The 18,238-nt window shown below is 62.7% G+C and carries 19 protein-coding genes; 6 read left to right on the top strand and 13 right to left on the bottom strand.

Translation table 11 applies throughout. The annotated features are described in order from the left end of the window. Positions 1–3: 3 nt before the first annotated feature. The 11 genes from pufM to KUW62_RS16945 form a co-directional block, all read right to left on the bottom strand. Complete coding sequence (gene pufM, locus KUW62_RS16895; protein WP_224816633.1) at positions 4–1,005, bottom strand: photosynthetic reaction center subunit M; 1,002 nt, start codon at positions 1,003–1,005, stop codon at positions 4–6. A gap of 3 nt (positions 1,006–1,008) precedes the next feature. Further along, a complete protein-coding gene (pufL, locus tag KUW62_RS16900) occupies positions 1,009–1,908 on the bottom strand; it encodes a photosynthetic reaction center subunit L (RefSeq protein ID WP_224816634.1) in 900 nt (299 codons plus the stop codon). Positions 1,909–2,058: 150 nt separating this feature from the next. After that, on the bottom strand, positions 2,059–2,226 hold the full coding sequence (pufA, locus tag KUW62_RS16905; protein ID WP_224816635.1) for a light-harvesting antenna LH1, alpha subunit: 168 nt from the start codon (positions 2,224–2,226) through the stop codon (positions 2,059–2,061). Between the two features lie 14 nt (positions 2,227–2,240). Continuing rightward, on the bottom strand, positions 2,241–2,390 hold the full coding sequence (pufB, locus tag KUW62_RS16910) for a light-harvesting antenna LH1, beta subunit (protein WP_224816636.1): 150 nt from the start codon (positions 2,388–2,390) through the stop codon (positions 2,241–2,243). 211 nt (positions 2,391–2,601) lie between these two features. Next, complete coding sequence (gene pufQ / locus KUW62_RS16915; protein WP_224816637.1) at positions 2,602–2,823, bottom strand: cytochrome PufQ; 222 nt, start codon at positions 2,821–2,823, stop codon at positions 2,602–2,604. Then, complete coding sequence (bchZ, locus tag KUW62_RS16920) at positions 2,816–4,300, bottom strand: chlorophyllide a reductase subunit Z (RefSeq protein WP_224816638.1); 1,485 nt, start codon at positions 4,298–4,300, stop codon at positions 2,816–2,818. The genes pufQ and bchZ overlap by 8 nt, the downstream gene beginning before the upstream one ends. Next, positions 4,294–5,868 (bottom strand): chlorophyllide a reductase subunit Y, encoded by a 1,575-nt coding sequence (gene bchY, locus KUW62_RS16925; protein ID WP_224816639.1) that lies wholly within the window; start codon positions 5,866–5,868, stop codon positions 4,294–4,296. Before bchY ends, bchZ begins: the two co-directional genes overlap by 7 nt. Next, a complete protein-coding gene (locus KUW62_RS16930; protein WP_224816640.1) occupies positions 5,865–6,863 on the bottom strand; it encodes a chlorophyllide a reductase iron protein subunit X in 999 nt (332 codons plus the stop codon). The genes bchY and KUW62_RS16930 overlap by 4 nt, the downstream gene beginning before the upstream one ends. Continuing rightward, the gene (gene bchC, locus KUW62_RS16935) at positions 6,860–7,801 is read right to left on the bottom strand and encodes a chlorophyll synthesis pathway protein BchC (RefSeq protein WP_224817138.1); all 942 of its coding nucleotides are present in this window, start codon (positions 7,799–7,801) and stop codon (positions 6,860–6,862) included. The genes KUW62_RS16930 and bchC overlap by 4 nt, the downstream gene beginning before the upstream one ends. Before the next feature lie 145 nt (positions 7,802–7,946). Then, on the bottom strand, positions 7,947–9,086 hold the full coding sequence (locus KUW62_RS16940) for a methyltransferase (protein ID WP_224817139.1): 1,140 nt from the start codon (positions 9,084–9,086) through the stop codon (positions 7,947–7,949). A gap of 2 nt (positions 9,087–9,088) precedes the next feature. After that, a complete protein-coding gene (locus KUW62_RS16945; protein ID WP_224816641.1) occupies positions 9,089–9,961 on the bottom strand; it encodes a polyprenyl synthetase family protein in 873 nt (290 codons plus the stop codon). Between the two features lie 113 nt (positions 9,962–10,074). Between KUW62_RS16945 and crtD the strand changes: the two genes are divergently transcribed. From crtD to KUW62_RS16975, 6 genes are read left to right on the top strand one after another with little or no spacing between them, the layout of a single operon-like run. Beyond that, positions 10,075–11,640, top strand: coding sequence for a 1-hydroxycarotenoid 3,4-desaturase CrtD (crtD, locus tag KUW62_RS16950; protein ID WP_224817140.1), 1,566 nt, complete (start codon positions 10,075–10,077; stop codon positions 11,638–11,640). Further along, positions 11,595–12,464, top strand: coding sequence for a carotenoid 1,2-hydratase (gene crtC, locus KUW62_RS16955; RefSeq protein ID WP_370632926.1), 870 nt, complete (start codon positions 11,595–11,597; stop codon positions 12,462–12,464). Before crtD ends, crtC begins: the two co-directional genes overlap by 46 nt. A 54-nt stretch (positions 12,465–12,518) precedes the next feature. Continuing rightward, positions 12,519–13,076 carry an ATP-dependent protease subunit HslV gene (hslV, locus tag KUW62_RS16960; protein WP_224816642.1) on the top strand — a complete coding sequence of 186 codons (558 nt, stop codon included), beginning with the start codon at positions 12,519–12,521 and terminating at the stop codon, positions 13,074–13,076. Beyond that, complete coding sequence (locus tag KUW62_RS16965; protein ID WP_224816643.1) at positions 13,073–14,161, top strand: hypothetical protein; 1,089 nt, start codon at positions 13,073–13,075, stop codon at positions 14,159–14,161. The genes hslV and KUW62_RS16965 overlap by 4 nt, the downstream gene beginning before the upstream one ends. Further along, positions 14,158–15,468, top strand: coding sequence for an ATP-dependent protease ATPase subunit HslU (hslU, locus tag KUW62_RS16970; protein ID WP_224816644.1), 1,311 nt, complete (start codon positions 14,158–14,160; stop codon positions 15,466–15,468). The genes KUW62_RS16965 and hslU overlap by 4 nt, the downstream gene beginning before the upstream one ends. A gap of 22 nt (positions 15,469–15,490) precedes the next feature. Continuing rightward, positions 15,491–16,609 (top strand): alpha/beta hydrolase, encoded by a 1,119-nt coding sequence (locus tag KUW62_RS16975; RefSeq protein WP_224816645.1) that lies wholly within the window; start codon positions 15,491–15,493, stop codon positions 16,607–16,609. Here KUW62_RS16975 and KUW62_RS16980 read toward each other — a convergent pair. Both KUW62_RS16980 and KUW62_RS16985 read right to left on the bottom strand, forming a co-directional pair. Further along, positions 16,606–17,217: a Smr/MutS family protein gene (locus tag KUW62_RS16980; RefSeq protein ID WP_224816646.1), complete on the bottom strand. Its 612-nt coding sequence runs from the start codon at positions 17,215–17,217 to the stop codon at positions 16,606–16,608. The genes KUW62_RS16975 and KUW62_RS16980 overlap by 4 nt on opposite strands. A gap of 3 nt (positions 17,218–17,220) precedes the next feature. Next, a complete protein-coding gene (locus tag KUW62_RS16985) occupies positions 17,221–18,237 on the bottom strand; it encodes a murein transglycosylase A (protein ID WP_224816647.1) in 1,017 nt (338 codons plus the stop codon). Position 18,238: the final 1 nt, after the last annotated feature.

Below are 18,238 nucleotides of genomic sequence, written 5' to 3' on the forward strand. Positions count from 1 at the left end.
TTCTTATTCCTCCCCACGGGTGACGCCACCGAATGTCTCGTACGATCCGTAGGCTTCATAGCCATAGGGTTCGAGGTATTCGGGTGCGAAGTGATGTTCCTGGGCCCAGATAAACCAGTTATCCACGACCGTGCCGGTCAGAAGGATCCCGATCCCGCCGGTGATGGGGGTCAGGACCGCGAACCACCAGGCCCAGCGGTGAATGCCTTCCATCGTGGCGTTGAAGCCCATGGTCCAGCGCCAGAACAAGCCCGCCCGTTCGGACGCGGTGCCGCGGTCGATGATCTGCTCCAGCTCCCGGTCGCCGCCGTAGCGGGAGACGGCCAGAATGGTTGCGCCGTGCATGGCGAAGAGCAGGACCGAGCCGTAGAGGAACACGATGCTCAGGCAGTGGAACGGGTTGTAGTAGAGGTTGCCGTACCGGATCGAGAACGCGGTGGTCCAATCAAGGTGCGGGAAGATGCCGTAGGGCACGGCCTCAGACCAGCTGCCCATCAGGACCGGCCGAAATAGGCCCAGCACAAGGAACAGCCAGATCGCGGCCAAAAAGGCCCAGGCGATGTGTTTGCCCATCTGGTGCTCGACCGCCAGCATGTAGGTCCTGAGCCACCAGCTCATCACCGAGATCAGCAGGAAGAAGCTGGATATCACGTACCAGCCGCCGTCATTGAGTGGCGGGATCGACAGACCATGCTCTGGCCCCGGCGGCTCAAGCGCCAGCCAGAACAATTGCCGGATGAATTCCGGGATCGACCAATCGACCTGGCTGAGCATGTTGAGGCCCACGATATTGAACCACAACAGCCCTGTTGCAAGGCTGACCAATCCGGCCCAGCCAAGGTAGATCGGGCCAAGCTGTGCATTGCCGAACCAGCCAAGCAGGGTCGAAAACGACGCCTTCTTGGTCCGCTCGCGTGACAGCGTTCCCTGGTCGTCCATGCCGATCTCGGGCTCACCCTGGACCTGCACTTGCGTGAAGATGTTCTGATATTCGAGATAGGCCATGGCTTATTCCCCTCCCACAAGCACGGGAGCGTTGGCGCCGATGGTAGCCGCACCAGTCGTGTCGTAGACCACGCCCTGATCCGGCCAGATCGGCAGATCGAGCCACCAGTTCCACCATTCCGGCCAACCGGACGTCCAGACGGGCCCGGAGATGATGATGCAGACCGCACTCCAGAATACGGCTGCAAGCGCCAGCAGCATGCCGACCCGGTGGATGCCCAGCGTGCCGACCGAATAGCCGATGAAATCCCGGAAGAACGTGTCCTCGTGATCCGGCGTCTTCATGATCGTCCCCTTCTCGGGGTTCGCCGCGGACAGGATCAGGCCACCGTGCAACGCCAATGCGAAAGTGGTGGTGAAGAACAACGTCACCGCCAGCATATGCGCCGGGTTGTAGTGGAAGTGCAGGTAGGCATAGCCCACGTTGCTGACCCAATCGAGGTGGCTGAATATGCCGTAGGGAAAGCCGTGGCCCCATGCGCCCATCAGAAGCGGGCGGAACACGACCAGCGTGACATAGGCCAGGATCGCGAAGCCAAAGGCGAAGGGCACGTGATACCCCATCCCCAGCTTGCGCGCGATCTCCACCTCGCGCAGCGCCCAACTGACGAAGGCGCCGATCGCGCAGAATGTGATGATTTGCCAAAGCCCGCCTTCCAGCAACGGGGCGAAGCCAAGGCCGTAGCTCAAGTCGGGCGGCGCGATGTTGATCAACCACGGGTTGAACGTGCCTTGCATGGCCGCCCCCCAGAAGATCAGGATCGTCCCCAACAAGGCGAAAAACGCTGTCGTGACGCCGAAGAAGCCGACATAGAACGGCCCCACCCAGAAGTCGAACAGATCACCGCCAACCAGCGTCCCTCCGCGGACGCGATATTTCTTTTCGAAGCTCAGCAAAGCCATGCGCTCTCTCCGGTGTTTGGCGGCATCGTTCCCAATTCAGGGCCTCGGATCAGCCGTCAGTGCTATCGTTTTTTGATTTGCCGCGGGCGAGACGGTGAAACCCCGCCCGCAGCTGTTATCGATGCCGTTATGAGGGCAGAGGTCGGGGGCTCACTCGCCGCCGAACCCCATGGTCATTGCGGCGTTCTCAAACCAGTTCAGGCCGGACGACAGAACCACCAGGTGGATCATCGCTGCCAGCAGGAAAAGGAAGACGGCCTGCGCCACGAACACGCGGCGGGGGTCGAAGATGAGCCAGACTTTGTAGAACTTAGCCATGCTTCAATCCTTCCTCAGAACCAGGGCGCCCAGATGTACGTGGCGATATGAGCAACGATGGCAACGGCCGAAAAAAGCCAGAGCCCGCTCATATACACCGCGTGCAATTCTTGCGCCTGCTCGTCGGTGAGACCTGTGAAAGACAGATCAGTATTATCAGCCATATTTTCCTCCGGAACGTCAGACTGATGCCGCAAACCCTGCGGCCGGGCCCCGACAAGGCCTCATTGCCCTGCCGGCATTTCACGCACACATCCTTGCGGATGCCTTTGTGAAAGCTTGGCCCCGGCTCCGGTCGTCACGCCGAGAAAATGTTGGGTCGGAGCGTTCACCTGGGTCTAGACAGGCTGGATCGAACGCGTCCGGCGAGCGGATTCAGGCGGCGAAGATCATCGGTGTGATCATGCCTGCCTGGCTCCAGGCCCGTTTGATCGGGCCCTTGTCGGTCAAGCTGCCTGACTTGATCGCCGCCAAGGCCCACGTCAGCGTGGCCAGCGGCAAGGTCGCCAGGAAGATGATCCCGAAATAGATCATGAACTCCGTCTTCGGCGGCTTGGACCGCTGGTGGACAGGGCTGTTCGAGGTCATGTCACTCATTTGATTTCTCCTCCTCCTCGAAATCAAAACCGGCAGGCGCAAGGCGCTTGACGGTGTCTTCCATCACCCGTTCTGCGCCACCTTCCAGCGCGGCGCGTTCGGCGGCGTCACGCAATGTCTTTGCGGCGGATATGCGGGTGAGAATAGGGTGTTCGGCCACGATGCGATCCAGAAGGCGCTGCGCTTCCGGCTCCCACGGGAAATCGCGGCGAAGCGTGGCCGGGGTGGCCGCGGCGCTGTCCAGGTCGGAGGCCAGCGGCAGAATATGGAAGAGCGCATCGAACAGGCCGTTGCAGACCTCCTGCAACAGATACGTCGCGCCGGCATAGCCCATCATCGGCGTGCCGGTGTGGCGGCGGATGGCGGCACCGGGGAAGCTGGCAGGAATAAAGGCCGATTTCGGCCCGTGCCCCGCGGCCATCTCAGCCAGGTACATTTTCTCGTTGATCGACCCCATCAGCACGAGCGGGCGCTTTTCGCTGACCATCGCGCGGACCTGTTCGTTGTCGGTCTTCTTGCCAGCCACACGGGCGACGGCAAAGGCGCAGGGAAAGCCCAGATCGTCTTCGAGAAATTTGCGAATGCCGCGCGCGTAGGTCTCGTTCGCGACGATCCCGAAGGAAGCGGTGGCGAAGAAATCCTGCGTGACGGAGCGCCAGAGATCCCAGACGGGTTTGATGGTCGAATGCTTCTCCGTCTCGATGAACGGCTCGGGGTCGAGGCCCGTCATCTCGCCCAAAGTGCGAAGGAATTTGGTCGTCGAGTCGATGCCGATGGGCGCTTGCAGGTAGGGCTTACCGAGGACTTCACAAAGGCCACGGCCAAACTCACGGTACATGCAGATGTTGACGTCGGCGTTCATCAGATCGCGCATTTCCGCGACATGGGCGCCGAGCGGCATGACCATGTTGACCTCACACCCGATGCCTTCGACCAGACGACGGATTTCAGCCAGGTCGGAGGGCATATTGAACGTGCCGTACATCGGCCCGAGGATGTTGACGCGGGGGGCGGCGCCCTGTTCGCGCTTCTTTTCCTTGGGCATCCGGCCCTTAGTCATACCGAATTCGGTGAAGATCCAGGTCATCGCGCGGTCCGCACTTTCCCATTGGTCCTCGTCGATGGTGCGCGGCAGGAAGCGCTGGATATTAGTGCCCATTGGCGTGACGCCGCCGCCGATCATTTCGGCGATGGAACCGGTGACGACCACGGCGGGAAGCGCAGGGTCAAGCGTGCCCCAGGCGCGCTTCATGGCACCTTCAGTGCCGTCGCGGCCAAGCTCTTCTTCCGCCAATCCGGTGACGACGATGGGAAGCTCATGGGGCGGCAGACCATCGGTGTAGTGCAGGACGGAGGTGACGGGCAGGTTCTCACAACCGACCGGGCCGTCGATAATGCATTGTAGGCCTTTGACAGCGGTGAACGCGTAGACGCTTCCCCAATAGCCGCCTGCCCTATCGTGATCCTGGATCAGCATTTCACACCGCCATTCGCGGCCATGCGGGCCTTTTCGGCGCGTTCCAGCTTCTTGAGGTTCTGGGCGCGGAATTCAGGGCGCAGGTTCGGCGCGCCTTCCCAGACACCGGCGGTGTCCTTGTGGCCCACGCCTTCGAAGAATTCGCGCATGTGATCCATGCGGTCCTTGTTGGCCATCGCGGCCTTGACGACTTGACCAAGTGAGCCAGCACCCGCCGGACCCATAAGGGGACGCGCAGAGATCAGGTTGGTGAAGTAGAGCGACGGAATGCCAAGCTCCTTGCCCTTCTGCACTACGGGCGTGGTGCCGATGGCGAGGTCGGGTTTGATCGCCTCCATCGCGGCGCAGTCGTCCTCGAGCGAGGCGCGGAATTTGACCTTCACGCCGCGCGACTCCAACCATTCAAGGTCGGGCGCAGACCAGGGCGTCTTGGCGCAGGCGGTGCCGACATAAGGCACATCAGCACCAGATTCGATGAGCAAGCGCGCGACCAGAAGCTCAGACCCTTCGTAGCCCGACAGCGTGATCGTGCCGTTGATCGGAACCGATGCAAGCGCGCCCTTGATCGCGGGCAGGAACGCATTTTGCGCCTCAGCCACTTTTTCGGCGGGCACATTGTAGGCGTCGCCAATCGCGGCGAGCCAGGCGGCGGTGCCATCGTGGCCCACGGGTGCGGAGCCAACCACGGTACGACCCGCGGCTTGGAATTCGCGCACGGCGCTGGTGTAGAAGGGGTGGATCGCGGCCACCACTTGACTATCCAACGCGGAATAGAGCTCACGCCACTCACGGCAGGGAACGACCGGACCTGCCGCCAGACCGAGTGGCGCGAGCATCCCTGCGATTCCCAAGGGATCCGCAGGGAACATTTCGCCCAACAGCGTAACTGTTGGACGGTCTGAAACACCCGAGACAGGAGCCATAACTGGACCGGCCTCCACCTCCTGTCGGGCATAATTGAGCATCGCCCCGGCCAAGACATCTTTCGCCTCGGCATGGGTCGGTACTCCGAAGCCCGGAACGTCGATACCGACGATCCTGACCCCATTGATTTCGTCAGGCAGCAGCCTGAGCGGTACTCCGGACGCGGTCGGCACGCAGAGGTTGGTGACCACGATGGCGTCGTAACGCTCGGGGTCGGCCATCTCGTGCACGGCGTCGCGGATATCTTCGAAGAGCTTCCCGGTGACGAGAGACTCGGAATTGAACGGGACGTAACCCACGGACCGGCGGGCGCCGTAGAAGTGGGACACGAAGGTCAGGCCATAGACGCAGCAGGCGCTACCGCTGAGCACCGTGCCGACGCGGCGCATCCGAAGACCCACACGGAGCGAGCCGAAGGCGGGGCACATCGACTGTGGCTTGTCGTGGGGGCCTTGCGGATAATCCTTGGCGAATTGGTCGAGGATCTCGGATTTTCCGGCAGCACGCGCGGCAGCCTCCATCTGATCCGCGCCAGCGTGACAGCCCATGCCATCGCCGCCGGAGGGCGCGCCAGCGTCGACCGTTTCGCCTTCGATCACGTCAACCTCGGCGGTGGTGTCATATGTCACTTCGCGGTCGGTCATGCGTCGTCGTAGACCACTTCAAGGGATTGCTTGGGCGCCGCATTCTTGCCGCGCATATCGGTATCGCTGGCGGGTACAAGTTCGATCCCCGCCCCGGTTTCAGAGCCGTCGAACAGCTCCAGCAACTCGTCCTGGTTCAGCGCGGTGGGGCGCATCGGCGGGGCGACGGCGACGTTTTCACCGAGGGCCGCGAAGAGCGCGCCCCATTGGCTTTCGGCCGTGCCGACAATTTGGTAATTCGCGGATTTCTTGCGCAGGTCATCGTCCTGGGGGATTGAGGCCAGCACCGGGATGTCGACCGCCTTCGCGAAGGCCTGCGCCTCGCCCGAGCCGTCATCCTTGTTGATGACCAATCCGGCAACACCGACATTGCCGCCCAGCTTGCGGAAATACTCCACCGCGGAGCAGACGTTGTTGGCGACATACAGCGATTGCAGGTCGTTAGACCCGACCAGGATCACCTTCTGCGCCATATCGCGGGCAATCGGCAAGCCGAAGCCGCCGCAGACCACGTCGCCCAGGAAGTCGAGCAGGACGTAGTCGAAATCCCAATCGTGGAAGCCGAGCTTTTCGAGCAGTTCAAAGCCATGGATGATCCCGCGTCCGCCGCAGCCACGACCGACTTCCGGCCCGCCAAGTTCCATCGCGAAGACGCCGCCGCGCTTGAAGCAGACATCGCCGATCTTCACCTCTTCCCCGGCCAGCTTTTTCTTGGTCGAGGTTTCGATGATCGTCGGGCAGGCCTTGCCGCCGAACAGCAAGGAGGTCGTGTCGGATTTCGGATCGCAGCCGATCAGCAGCACGCGCTTGCCCTGCTCGGCCATCATGTGGCTGAGATTGGCGAGCGTGAAACTTTTGCCGATACCGCCCTTGCCATAGATCGCGATGATCTGGGTCTTGGAGGTCGGTTCCCCCTGCGGCACTTCCAGCGTCGGTTCCGCCGCTTCGTCGCGCAGGGTCTGGTCGTAATCCTTGAGGTTGGGAATGTCCTTCACGCGGAGGCCCTCCAGTCCAGAATCATCTTCAGGCAGGCGGGATCTTCGAAAGCCGTCTGGTAGGCCTCCTCCGCATTTTCGGGATCGGCTCGATGCGTGATCAGCCCGTCGAGGCTGAGCGCGCCGTGGTCGATCAGGTCGCGCGTTGCAGCAAGGTCTTCGCGCGTCCATTCGGCGGCGATGCGCAGCCGCGCCTCGCGCATGAAGGCGGGCGGGAAGGCGAAGGACAGGGGCTCCGGGTAGAACCCGGCCAGAACGATTTCGCCGCCCTTGGCAAGACGCGAGATCAACGTGTTCAGAAGATCGGACTGCCCACTGGCATCATAAATGCAGGTATAGTCGCGCCGCTCATCCTCATCGGGATGCAGTACCGCGTATCCCGCGGCACCGGCCTGGCGGTCGGTGTCAATTTCCCAGACGGTTGGCGGCTTGCCCCCGGCGGCGATGGTCAGGCGCGCCAGAAGACGCCCGAAAACGCCGTGGCCGACGATCAGTTCGGGAAGATGCTTGTCGAGGCCGGCCATGGCGTGGCGCGCGGTTGCGGCAAGGGCCAGCAACGCCCCTTCCGCGCCCAGCGCCGGATCTATCTTCACGACGCGGTCAGCGGCGGTGACAAGACGGTTCGACGCGCCGCCGAACAAGCCCTTCACGTCGCCGTAGCAATTCGCGCCGGGCACGAAGACACGATCACCGGGCTTGAAGGCCGTGCCGGGGGGCGCTTCCACGACCTCGCCCGCAGCCTCGTAGCCGGGAACCAGCGGATAGCCCATGCCCGGAAACGGCGGCATGTCGCCGGACCAGAACAGTTTTTCGGTGCCCGTGGAGATCCCGGAATGGGTTACATCGACGACCAGATCCTGGTCGCCCGGCGCGGTCAGGGCGATCTGCCCCAATCCAAGCCGCCGTGGCCCTTCCAAAATGACAGCCGTGCTGTGCAAGCTGCTGATCCCCTCATCATCGGTGGCATTCACCAGCGCCGCGCGGACAGAATCCTTTGGGCGCAATAACCTATGTGTCAGTCTAACTTGACACCTTGATATGTCAACATGAATAGACATGTCGTTTGTAAGGGATCGAAGACGGTCAGGCTTTGCGCGCGCAGATCACGCCGGTGACGAACGGGCGGCTTGTTTTTCGGGCTTGGACGTTCTGAAAGCCCGCCATTTCGAGAAGATGCGCGATCTCCGCTGCGGACCGCGCGCGACCCGTTTGCATCGCCATGCAATAGATGCCGAAATAGGCATCGCCCGGCCGTGTCGGCTGCGCACCGCCAGACATCGGCTCCGCGACGAACAGCCGGCCGCCGGACGGCAGCGCGGCATGAGCCTTCGCCAACAGCATCGCGACCGTGTCATCCGCGTGGTCATAGAGGACGCGCACAAGGCTGATCGCATCGGCGGTATTGGGTAGCGTATCGGTGCGGAACGACCCGGACGTGACCTGCGCGCGGGCCATCATACCTTCGCGTTCGAACCTTGCCGTCGCAGGTTCCACGACCGCTGGCAGATCAAAGAGGTGCAGGTTCAGATTCGGATACATCCCCCCCGCTGCGGCAAGGAACACACCCGTGCCGCCGCCGACATCCAACAACGTCGTGACGTCCGACAGATCGATGTGGCGCAAGGCCTCCTCCGCGACGAGGGTCTGGCTGTCGGCCATCAACTCGGAATAGGTCGTCGCAACCTGTGGGTCGACGTCGCCCGATGCTCCGAATACGTAGGGCCAGAAGGCGGCGAGTTCCGTTGCACTGCCGTCCCGAAAAAACGCCACCGGGTCCGACAGATCGCGGTAGAGGACATCGTGATGGCGGATCATTTGCGCCAATCCGGGAATGCCCGGCAAGGCGGCGCCAAGGCGACCGAGCGCATAGCGCCCGTCCCTTTGTCGCTTCATCAATCCCAGCGCCGCCGCCCCTTGGGCAAGCACGCGCATCCGCAGTTCCGGGACGCCCGTGCGGCGGGCGAGATCCGACAAATCGCGAGGATGGCTGGACAGATGCGTCGGAAGATCAAGGTCCACGAATGCCATCAGAATCTGGCTATGTACGAAGCCCGCAACCAGATCGAACAGAGCTTCCCCATCCTTGCGGGCGATCCCGGCGGCCAGCGGCAGTCGCGCGGCACGTCTCTGGAATGCGCGGGACCCGATAAGCGCCGTGCGCCAGGCATAGAAACGGTCCTTGAGGGATGTGCGGGTTCCGCCCTGGGGATCGGCGAGCGCCACGGTCACTCTGCCGCTGTGACGGACGGCAATACGGGCGTCAGGCGTTCGGCGGTCTTGCGGACCATCTCCGCCAGCATCGCCTCGCCAGGGCATGACGGGATCGAGGAGATCGCACCCGACAGGATGTCTTCCAGTCGCTTGATCGCGCCTCGAACACCAAGCGCGCTGACAGCATTGGGTCGGTCGTGGGTCTCGTCCTGGTGGGCCGGTTTGCCGAGCGTCGCCTCATCGTAGAGCGCGTCACGCAGATCGTCTGCAACTTGGAACGCTTCGCCGATGCGCGCGCCAAGCTCTGTCCATGGCTCAGGATCTTCACCGGCGGCGGCGGCGCCCATGCGCGTCGCAGCGGTGAACAACGCGCCGGTCTTGGCGCGATGATACGCGGAAAGGTCGATCTTCTCCTCACTCTCCCACCCCTGCCCGGCACAGATACCGCCGGGCATCCCGGTTGATTGGCCAAGGATCCGCATCAGGGTGATCGCGCGCATCGGATCGACCTCCGCCACGCGGGTCAGCGTCTCGAAAGATGCGATGATAAGGGAATCGCCGGTCAGAAGGGCCAGTGGCTCACCATAGGCCCGGTGGACCGAAGGCTTCCCGCGTCGGATGTCGGCGTCATCGAAGCAGGGCATGTCGTCGTGGACGAGGCTGGCACAATGGATCAGCTCGATCGCCGTGGCGGCCGCATCGGACAGCATCGGCTGATCGTCGCCGCAGGCCAATGCAACGGAAAGGCAAATCGTGGGTCGGATGCGCGCGCCGCCGGGGCTGACGGCATAGTCAAGGGCCGAGGCCAGTTTGGGCGGCGCATCGCCACCTTGCCCGGCCTGGATTGCGGCAGAAATCGCCCGTTCAATGCGGGGTTTCAGGGGCATGGGGGCACCTCCACCAAGGATTCGGGTCGCCGATTGGACACCGGTTGTGTAAATCAGACTGGACATATTGATCTTGGCTGTCAACATAAGCTGACACTTGGAGGGAATAAGAACTGACCCAAAACGCTTCCCGAGCTGTGGTGATCGGCGCCGGTATCGGCGGGCTTTCTGCCGCGCTGCGTTTGGCGGCAGCGGGCTTGTCCGTCACCGTAGTGGAGGCGGCGAAGTCGGTCGGTGGCAAGATGCGCACGGTGCCGTCCGCAGCGGGTCCGGTGGATGTTGGTCCGACCGTCCTGACGATGCGCCACGTGTTCGAGGATCTGTTCGCAGATGCAGGTGCGCAGCTGGAGGATCACGTAAGCCTGCATCGCAACCCGATCCTGGCCAGACATTTCTGGCGCGATGGCTCAACCCTCGACCTTCACGACGACCCAGACCGAAGTGTCGAGGCCGTTCATGCGTTTGCGGGGTCGAAAGCCGCGAAGCAATTCCGCCGATTCTCCGACCGGGCGAAGCGATTGTTCGAAGCCTTTGACGGACCGATTATGCAGGCCGACGCCCCGACACTGGGTGCCTTGACGGGCTATGTCCTGCGCAAGCCGGCGATGATCCCCGCCATGGCTCCGGGGCTGAGTCTCTCGCAATCGCTGGCTGTGCAGTTCAGCGATCCACGCTTGCGACAATTGTTCGGGCGCTATGCCACTTATGTCGGCGGCTCCCCCTACCAAAGCCCAGCGGTACTCGGCCTGATCTGGCATTCCGAGGCGCTAGGCGTGTGGAGTGTGAAGGGCGGCATGCACGCATTGGCGACCGCGCTATACGATCTTGCGCGGCAACGGGGAGTTGCGTTCTGCTTCGGCCAGGCGGCCACACGGATCACGCAACAGGGAGGGCGGGTTTCGGACGTGCATCTGGCCGATGGCAGCCGAATCCGAACCGAAACCGTGGTTTTCAATGGCGACCCGAGGGCGCTGCGCGCTGGCTTACTTGGCGATCCGGTTCGCCGGGCTGTGCCGTCGCAAGGAACGGAGCCGCGGAGCCTGTCGGCCTTCGTCTGGGGATTCTCCGCCGAGCCGCAGGGTGTGGAGCTTGCCCACCACAACGTCTTCTTCTGCGCTGATCCACGTGTGGAATTTGGCGATCTTGCGCAAGGCCGGATGCCCCGTGACGCAACGCTTTACGTCTGCGCGCAAGATCGCGCCATCGGTGCGCCCGAGGGCCGCGAACGGTTTGAAATCATAATGAATGGCCCGTCGGGACACGCAACCACGAATGAGGAGCGAGAAACATGTCGGACACGCACGTTCGAGACTTTGCAGGACAGGGGCCTGAGCTTCTCTCCTCCGCCGACAACCGCTGCTCTGACAGCGCCAATGGACTTCGGACGGGCCTTTCCCGGGTCGGACGGTTCCCTTTACGGGAGGAGCCCGCACGGGATGACGGCGACGTTTCAGCGGCCGACGGCGCGGACAGCGATCCGGGGCCTTTACCTCGCGGGCGGGGGCGCGCATCCGGGCGCGGGGGTACCGATGGCCTGCCTCTCCGGCAAGCACGCGGCCGAGGCGATCTTGAGCGACCTTGCTTTGACATCGACGTCGCCAAAGATGGTTACGCGTGGTGGTATGTCGACGGGATCAGCGACGATGGTGAGCGGGCGATCTCCATCATCGGCTTCATAGGGTCGGTTTTTTCCCCCTGGTATCGTTGGTCCGGGCGTAAGAACCCCGCCAATCATTGCTGCCTCAACGTCGTCACCTATGGACGCGGCGGGCGGTGGACGATGACCGACCGGGGCGAGGAGGCGTTGGGCCTGTCGCGCGACCGGTTGCAGATCGGGCCGAGCGCGATGGTCTGGAAGGGCGACCGGCTGGAGGTGCAGATCGACGAGATGTCGACGCCCCACGCCCAGAAGGTCACGGGGAGGGTCACGATCCACCCCAGCGCCGTGACGGACCAGGAATTACCCCTGACAGACGATGGAGCCCATGTCTGGCGGCCCTTTGCCCCAACCGCGCGGATTGAGGTCGACCTGAACCGGCCCGGTTGGACATGGTCTGGACATGGATATTTCGACGCAAATTTTGGAACACGCGCGCTGGAGGCTGACTTCAACTATTGGACGTGGGGGCGTTTCCCCCTGCGCGATGGATCGGCCTGCTTCTACGATCTGGAACGGCGCGACGGGACGAAAATGGCCACGGGTGTCGGGTTCAATGCCGACGGCGTGCCGTGTACGATCCCGCTACCCCCGAAACAGAGACTGAAGCGCCCTTTCTGGATGGTCAGGCGCGAAACGCGATGTGACGCGGATTTCCGCCCGCTCCAAGAGAAACCGATGCTGGACGCGCCATTCTATAACCGGGCGGCGGTTCGGACGAAAATCAACGGCGAGGAAACGGTGGGGGTGTTCGAGGCCCTGGACCTCGACCGCTTTCGCGGCCCATGGCTGATGCCGATGCTGGCGGTGCGGGTGCCACGGCGCAGACGCTGGCCCCGGGGGTAACTTGTCGCGCGGCGTGAGGCTGTCCATATAGGGCGTCTATGCATGGAGGCCGCGATGGCAAAAGACGAGTTCCCAGGTTGGCACGGCACCACGATCATCGGTGTCCGCAAGGGCGGCAAGGTCGTCGTCGCCGGTGACGGTCAGGTCAGCCTTGGGCAAACGGTGATCAAGGGATCTGCGCGTAAGGTGCGGCGGCTAAGCCCCGGCGGCTATGACGTGGTCTGCGGGTTTGCCGGATCGACGGCGGATGCCTTCACGCTGCTTGAACGGTTGGAATCGAAGCTGGAAGCGACGCCCGGTCAACTCCAACGCGCCTCCGTCGAGCTGGCGAAGGATTGGCGCACCGACAAATACCTTCAGAAACTTGAAGCGATGCTGATCGTGACGGATGGCTCGGAGCTTTACATCATCACCGGTGCAGGTGACGTGTTGGAGCCTGAACACGGGATCGCGGCCATTGGATCGGGCGGAAACTACGCGTTGGCTGCCGCGCGGGGCATGGTTGACAGCGACAAGGATGCGGAGGCGATTGCGCGGGACGCCATGGCGATCGCGGCGGATATCTGCGTCTACACCAATGGCAATCTGACGGTGGAAAGCATCGAGGGATGAGCGCCGTGACCCGCGATGACCTCCGCGCGGCTGTCGGGGCCGGGCTGATGACGGAAGCGCAGGCCGCTTCCCTCATCAACTTGGCGGAGGAACGAGAGGGCCTTCGCGCCAGGCGCACCGGCCTCGATGAACCGTTCGAGCTCTTCAAGGGTTTCAACGAGATTTTCATCGTCGTTGGCCTTAGCATCCTGTTCGCGGGATGGGTCGGCGTGACGGGTGTCAGCGTCCTGAGCAATTCGAGCGGCTACGTTCTTGGGATGCTCTTCTCCCTCACCGGTATGGGGGCGATCATTCTTCTGGCGCGTTACTTCACGTTGTCGCGCCGCATGGTCGCGCCGTCGATTGCCCTGGCCGTGATGTTCGGATTGTCCGCGCTCACCTTCGGTCTGTCCTTCTCGAACTTCCTGCAGGCGAGTTTCCAGATGGGCTGGACCATCGCCGCAGGGATCGCGGGCATACTCCTTCTACTCTACTACGCCCTGTTTCGCGTGCCCTTCACCGTGGCTTTGATCGCCGGTTCGGTGGTGGTTGTCGCGTTCGGCTTGGCGACGTCCGGTGGCAATGTGCCCGAAACGCCGCAGGACATCTTCCTTCTGTCAGCGGGCGGCCCATTCGCGATCATCACTATCGTTCTGGGCGTGATCGGCCTTTGCATCGCCATGGCGTTCGACATGTCCGACCCCCATCGCGTCACACGGCGTGCGGCATCGGGCTTCTGGCTTCACGTCATTGCGGCACCAGCCATCGTGAACACAGTGGCCCTCACCCTGTTCCAGAATTCGGATGCAGGCTCCAAACTCGCGCTGATCGTATTCGTCGCGGTCATGGCACTGTTCGCCGTGATCATCGACCGACGTTCCTTCCTTGTATCAGGCGTCGGTTACATTGTTGCGCTTTCAATTTCCGTGGTGGAGGGAGAGGGCGCATTCCTTGTGATCCTGCTGCTGGGTGCGGGCCTTGTCCTGCTTGGCGCGCAATGGGAGCGGATGAGGGGCGCGATCATGCGCGCGCTTCCCGTCTTCCCGGGCAAAACGAAACTGCCGCCGTGGAATACAGTCCCGGCAAAACCTGAGGTGTCGCAATGAGTGACCTGACCCCCCGCGAAATCGTGTCCGAGCTGGACCGTTTCATCATTGGCCAGAAAGATGCCAAGCGCGCCGTGGCCGTGGCCCTGCGCAACCGCTGGCGCCGCAAGCAATTGGGCGATGACCTGCGCGACGAAGTCTATCCGAAAAATATCCTGATGATTGGGCCCACCGGCGTCGGGAAGACCGAGATTTCTCGACGTCTGGCCAAGCTCGCCCGCGCACCGTTCATCAAAGTCGAGGCCACGAAATTCACCGAGGTCGGATATGTCGGCCGCGATGTCGAACAGATCGTGCGCGATCTGGTGGATGCGGCGCAGGTGATGATCCGGGAGAATATGCGCGAAGAGGTGAAGGCCAAGGCCCATGACGCCGCTGAGGAACGGGTGATCGAGGCTCTGGCCGGTGACGGCGCGCGCGACCAGACGCGCGAGATGTTCCGAAAGAAACTCCGCTCCGGAGAGTTGGACGACACGGTTATCGAGCTGGAAGTGACCGATAATTCCAATCCGCTGGGCGGGTTCGAAATCCCCGGTCAGCCCGGCATGGGCCAAATGGGCGGGATGATGAACCTGGGCGATCTGTTCAAGGGCATGGGCGGGCGCAAGGTGAAGCGGAGGCTGTCCGTGGCCGCAAGCTATGACATCCTGATTGACGAGGAAGCGGACAAATTGCTCGACCCGGAAATGGTCACGAAAGAAGCCATGCGCGCGGTTGAGCAGAACGGGATCGTGTTCATTGACGAGATCGACAAGGTCTGCGCGCGATCCGACGCCCGGGGCGCTGATGTTTCGCGCGAGGGCGTGCAGCGGGATCTGTTGCCGCTGATCGAGGGCACGACCGTCTCCACCAAGCACGGGCCGGTGAAAACCGACCATATCCTGTTCATCGCATCGGGTGCCTTCCATATCGCCAAGCCCTCGGACCTTTTGCCGGAACTTCAGGGGCGTCTGCCGATCCGCGTGAACCTGCGGGCGCTGACGGAGGAGGATTTCGTGCGCATCCTGACCGAAACCGACAACGCCCTGACCCGGCAATACACCGCGCTCATGGCGACCGAAGACGTCACCGTGGAATTCACCGACGACGGCATCGCATCGCTTGCCAAGATCGCGGCGGACGTCAACGAGAGCGTGGAAAATATCGGGGCGCGCAGGCTCTACACCGTGTTGGAGCGTGTGTTCGAGGAGTTGAGCTTCACCGCCCCGGATCGATCCGGGGATGCGGTGAAGGTCGACGCGGATTTCGTTGAGGCCAATCTCGGCGAATTGACGCGCAGCGCGGATTTGAGCCGGTACGTTTTGTAGCCGCGCACTGGTAGAAGGCTGCATGACACGCCTGACCCTGACACGTCGCCATCTTCTTGCCGGGGCCGCCGCCTATCCACTGTCGGCCTGCGGGTTGACACCGGATGTGCTTATCCGACCAGAAGCGGCCGGGCTTGGTGCGTCGGAGACGGTATTCGTCGCCAGCAATCGCGTGTTCGAGGACGGACGGTTTTCCGCGGCAAGGCAAGATCGCCTTGGCTACACCCGGTTCACCATCAACATTCCGCCGAACCGAGAGGTCGGCGCCGTGCAACCGGGCCGAAGCGCAGGGCGTGGGCCGGATCCCATGTCGGAATTCGTCGCAACGGCGGGCGATCATCTTGGTGCGCGATCCACCTTTCGTGCGACCCTATTGGCGGAGGCGGAGCGAACCGGCACGCGGGAGGTGATGATCTTCATCCACGGCTTCAACACCACGCTTGGGACCGGGCTCTACCGCACCGCGCAGATCAGGCATGATTTCGATATCCCCGGAATTCCCGTCCATTACGCTTGGCCCAGTGCGGGCAATCCGCTGGGATATGCCTACGATCGGGATTCGTCACTTTTCGCGCGCGATGGGCTGGAGGAATTGGTCCGCGAAATCACGGCGGCGGGGCTTGGTGTCGTCCTGATCGCCCATTCCATCGGATCTGCCATCGTGATGGAGGTGTTGCGCCAGCTTCGGATCGCCGGGAGCGCGGATGTATTGGGTCACATCAATGGCGTGATCCTGTTTTCACCGGACATCGACGTGGATGTGTTCCGGGCACAGGCCGCCCGGATCGGGGAATTGCCGCAACCCTTCGTTATTTTCACATCTCAACGGGATCGCGCCCTGACCCTGTCGGCGCGGATCACCGGGTTGCGGGAGCGTGTTGGCAACCTGTCCAATGCCGATGACGTCGCCGATTTCGAAGTGACCCTGATCGACACGAGCGCATTTGCGGGCGGGGTGCGCGATCCGTTGAACCACTTCGCGGGCGCAAGCTCTCCTGCAGTGGTGGAGCTGTTGCGGGATATTGCGCAGGTCAACAACGCGTTCGAGTCGGATCGGAGCCAACAGGCGGGTCTGCTTCCCGGGACGATCCTGACAATCCAGAATGCGACCCAGGTGCTACTTTCACCGATCGACAATTAGCGACGGCGTTTGAGGTAGACGTAGTAGGCCCCGCTTCCACCGTGCCGTTGATTGGCCTCTCGAATATCAAGGACGAGAGAACCCAGCGGCGGCGCCGTCAGCCAGCCGGGAACCTGATGGCGCAGAATGCCACGCCGGATCGGGATCGGTCCGCCGCTGTCGCGATCCTTGCCCTTGCCGGTAATCACCAGAACCAGCCGCTTCCGAGCCTCGACGGCGCTGAAAATGAAGCTCATGAGCGCCGGATGTGCCTCGGACAGGGTCATGCCGTGAAGGTCGATGCGGCCCTCGGGCTTCAACTTGCCCCGGACCATCCGCTTGTGGGTGCCGTGGTCCATCCGAACGGGCGCTTGGGCAAGGCTCAAAGACAGGCTGGGCGCATGGTTGGTCGTACCTCGGGAAAAGGATGCCTTCTCGCCGACCCGGAAAGCGGGCAGACGTGTCGCCGTTGTGGAGGGCTTGGCCTGGGTTCGCGATTTCGGTGCGGGATCGGATTGGTCGGTGATGCGCGGCGCGCCCTTGCGATCCATCGGGTTGGCCGTTTCGGCGACGCGATTCCAGAGAGCCTTGTCATCGTCGGACAGGCCGCGCTTGCCACGCTTCCCCATCGCTCAGGCGTCCGGGATCAGCTGGTGGGCGCGTTCGATCGGCAGCAAGACGAGCATGCGCCCCGGATCGCGGATCACGCCCGCCGCCTCGCCCGCCTCATCTCCGAATCCGAAGAAGATGTCGGCGCGTTGCGGCCCTTGGATCGCGCCGCCGGTGTCTTGCGCAATCATCAGGCGGCGGATCGGGCCTTCGCCGTCCTTTTCGATCCAGACCGGCGCGCCAAGCGGTGTAAAATCGGGATCAACCGCAATCGTGCGGTGGGGCGTGATATTGCGGTTCATCGCGCCCAGGGGTCCTTCATTGGGATCCGCAATCTCCACTTCGCGGAAGAACACGTAGCTGGGGTTGTGGTGAAGAAGGTCCCGCCCCGCAGTCGGGTTGCGGCGGACCCAGGATTGGATCACTTGAGCAGAGACCTGATGCGCCTGATAGACACCGCGCCGAACCAGTTCCTGTCCGACGGAGCGGTATTCATGCCCGTTGCGCCCGCCATAGCCGACCCGGATGAAAGAACCGTCGGTCAACCGAATGCGGCCAGACCCCTGAATCTGCAGGAAAAACAACTCCACCGGATCGTCGACCCACGCAATTTCCAGTCCGCGGCCTTCCAAGACGCCCGATTCCTCGATCTGTTCGCGGGACAGCCAGCGGCCCGTGACTTCGGGTGGCAAGCGATAGACGGGATGCCGAAAGCGACCCGTGCGCCGTAGGGAGCCCGCCAGTTCCGGCTCGTAATACCCTGTGAAAAGCGCTGGATCTTCGCCGCCGATCAGAACCGGTCGGAAGAAAAGCTCGAAGAATGTGCGGGCATCGGGTGCCGTTTCGGCCACAGCGCAAAGCGCCGCCCAATCGGAGCCGTCGAGATCCATGCAGGTATTGCGAAAAACGGACAGGGCAGCGGCGTGATCATCCTCCGCCCAACCATCGAGATCGGTGAAGTCGAGAAGCTGCACAGGCTCATCCGCCGATATGGGCGTCGCTGCAACAAGCAGGGCAAAGACCGCCGCGCGCAGCCTCATC

It is taken from the genome of Hasllibacter sp. MH4015 (assembly GCF_020177575.1).
Lineage (GTDB): Bacteria > Pseudomonadota > Alphaproteobacteria > Rhodobacterales > Rhodobacteraceae > Gymnodinialimonas.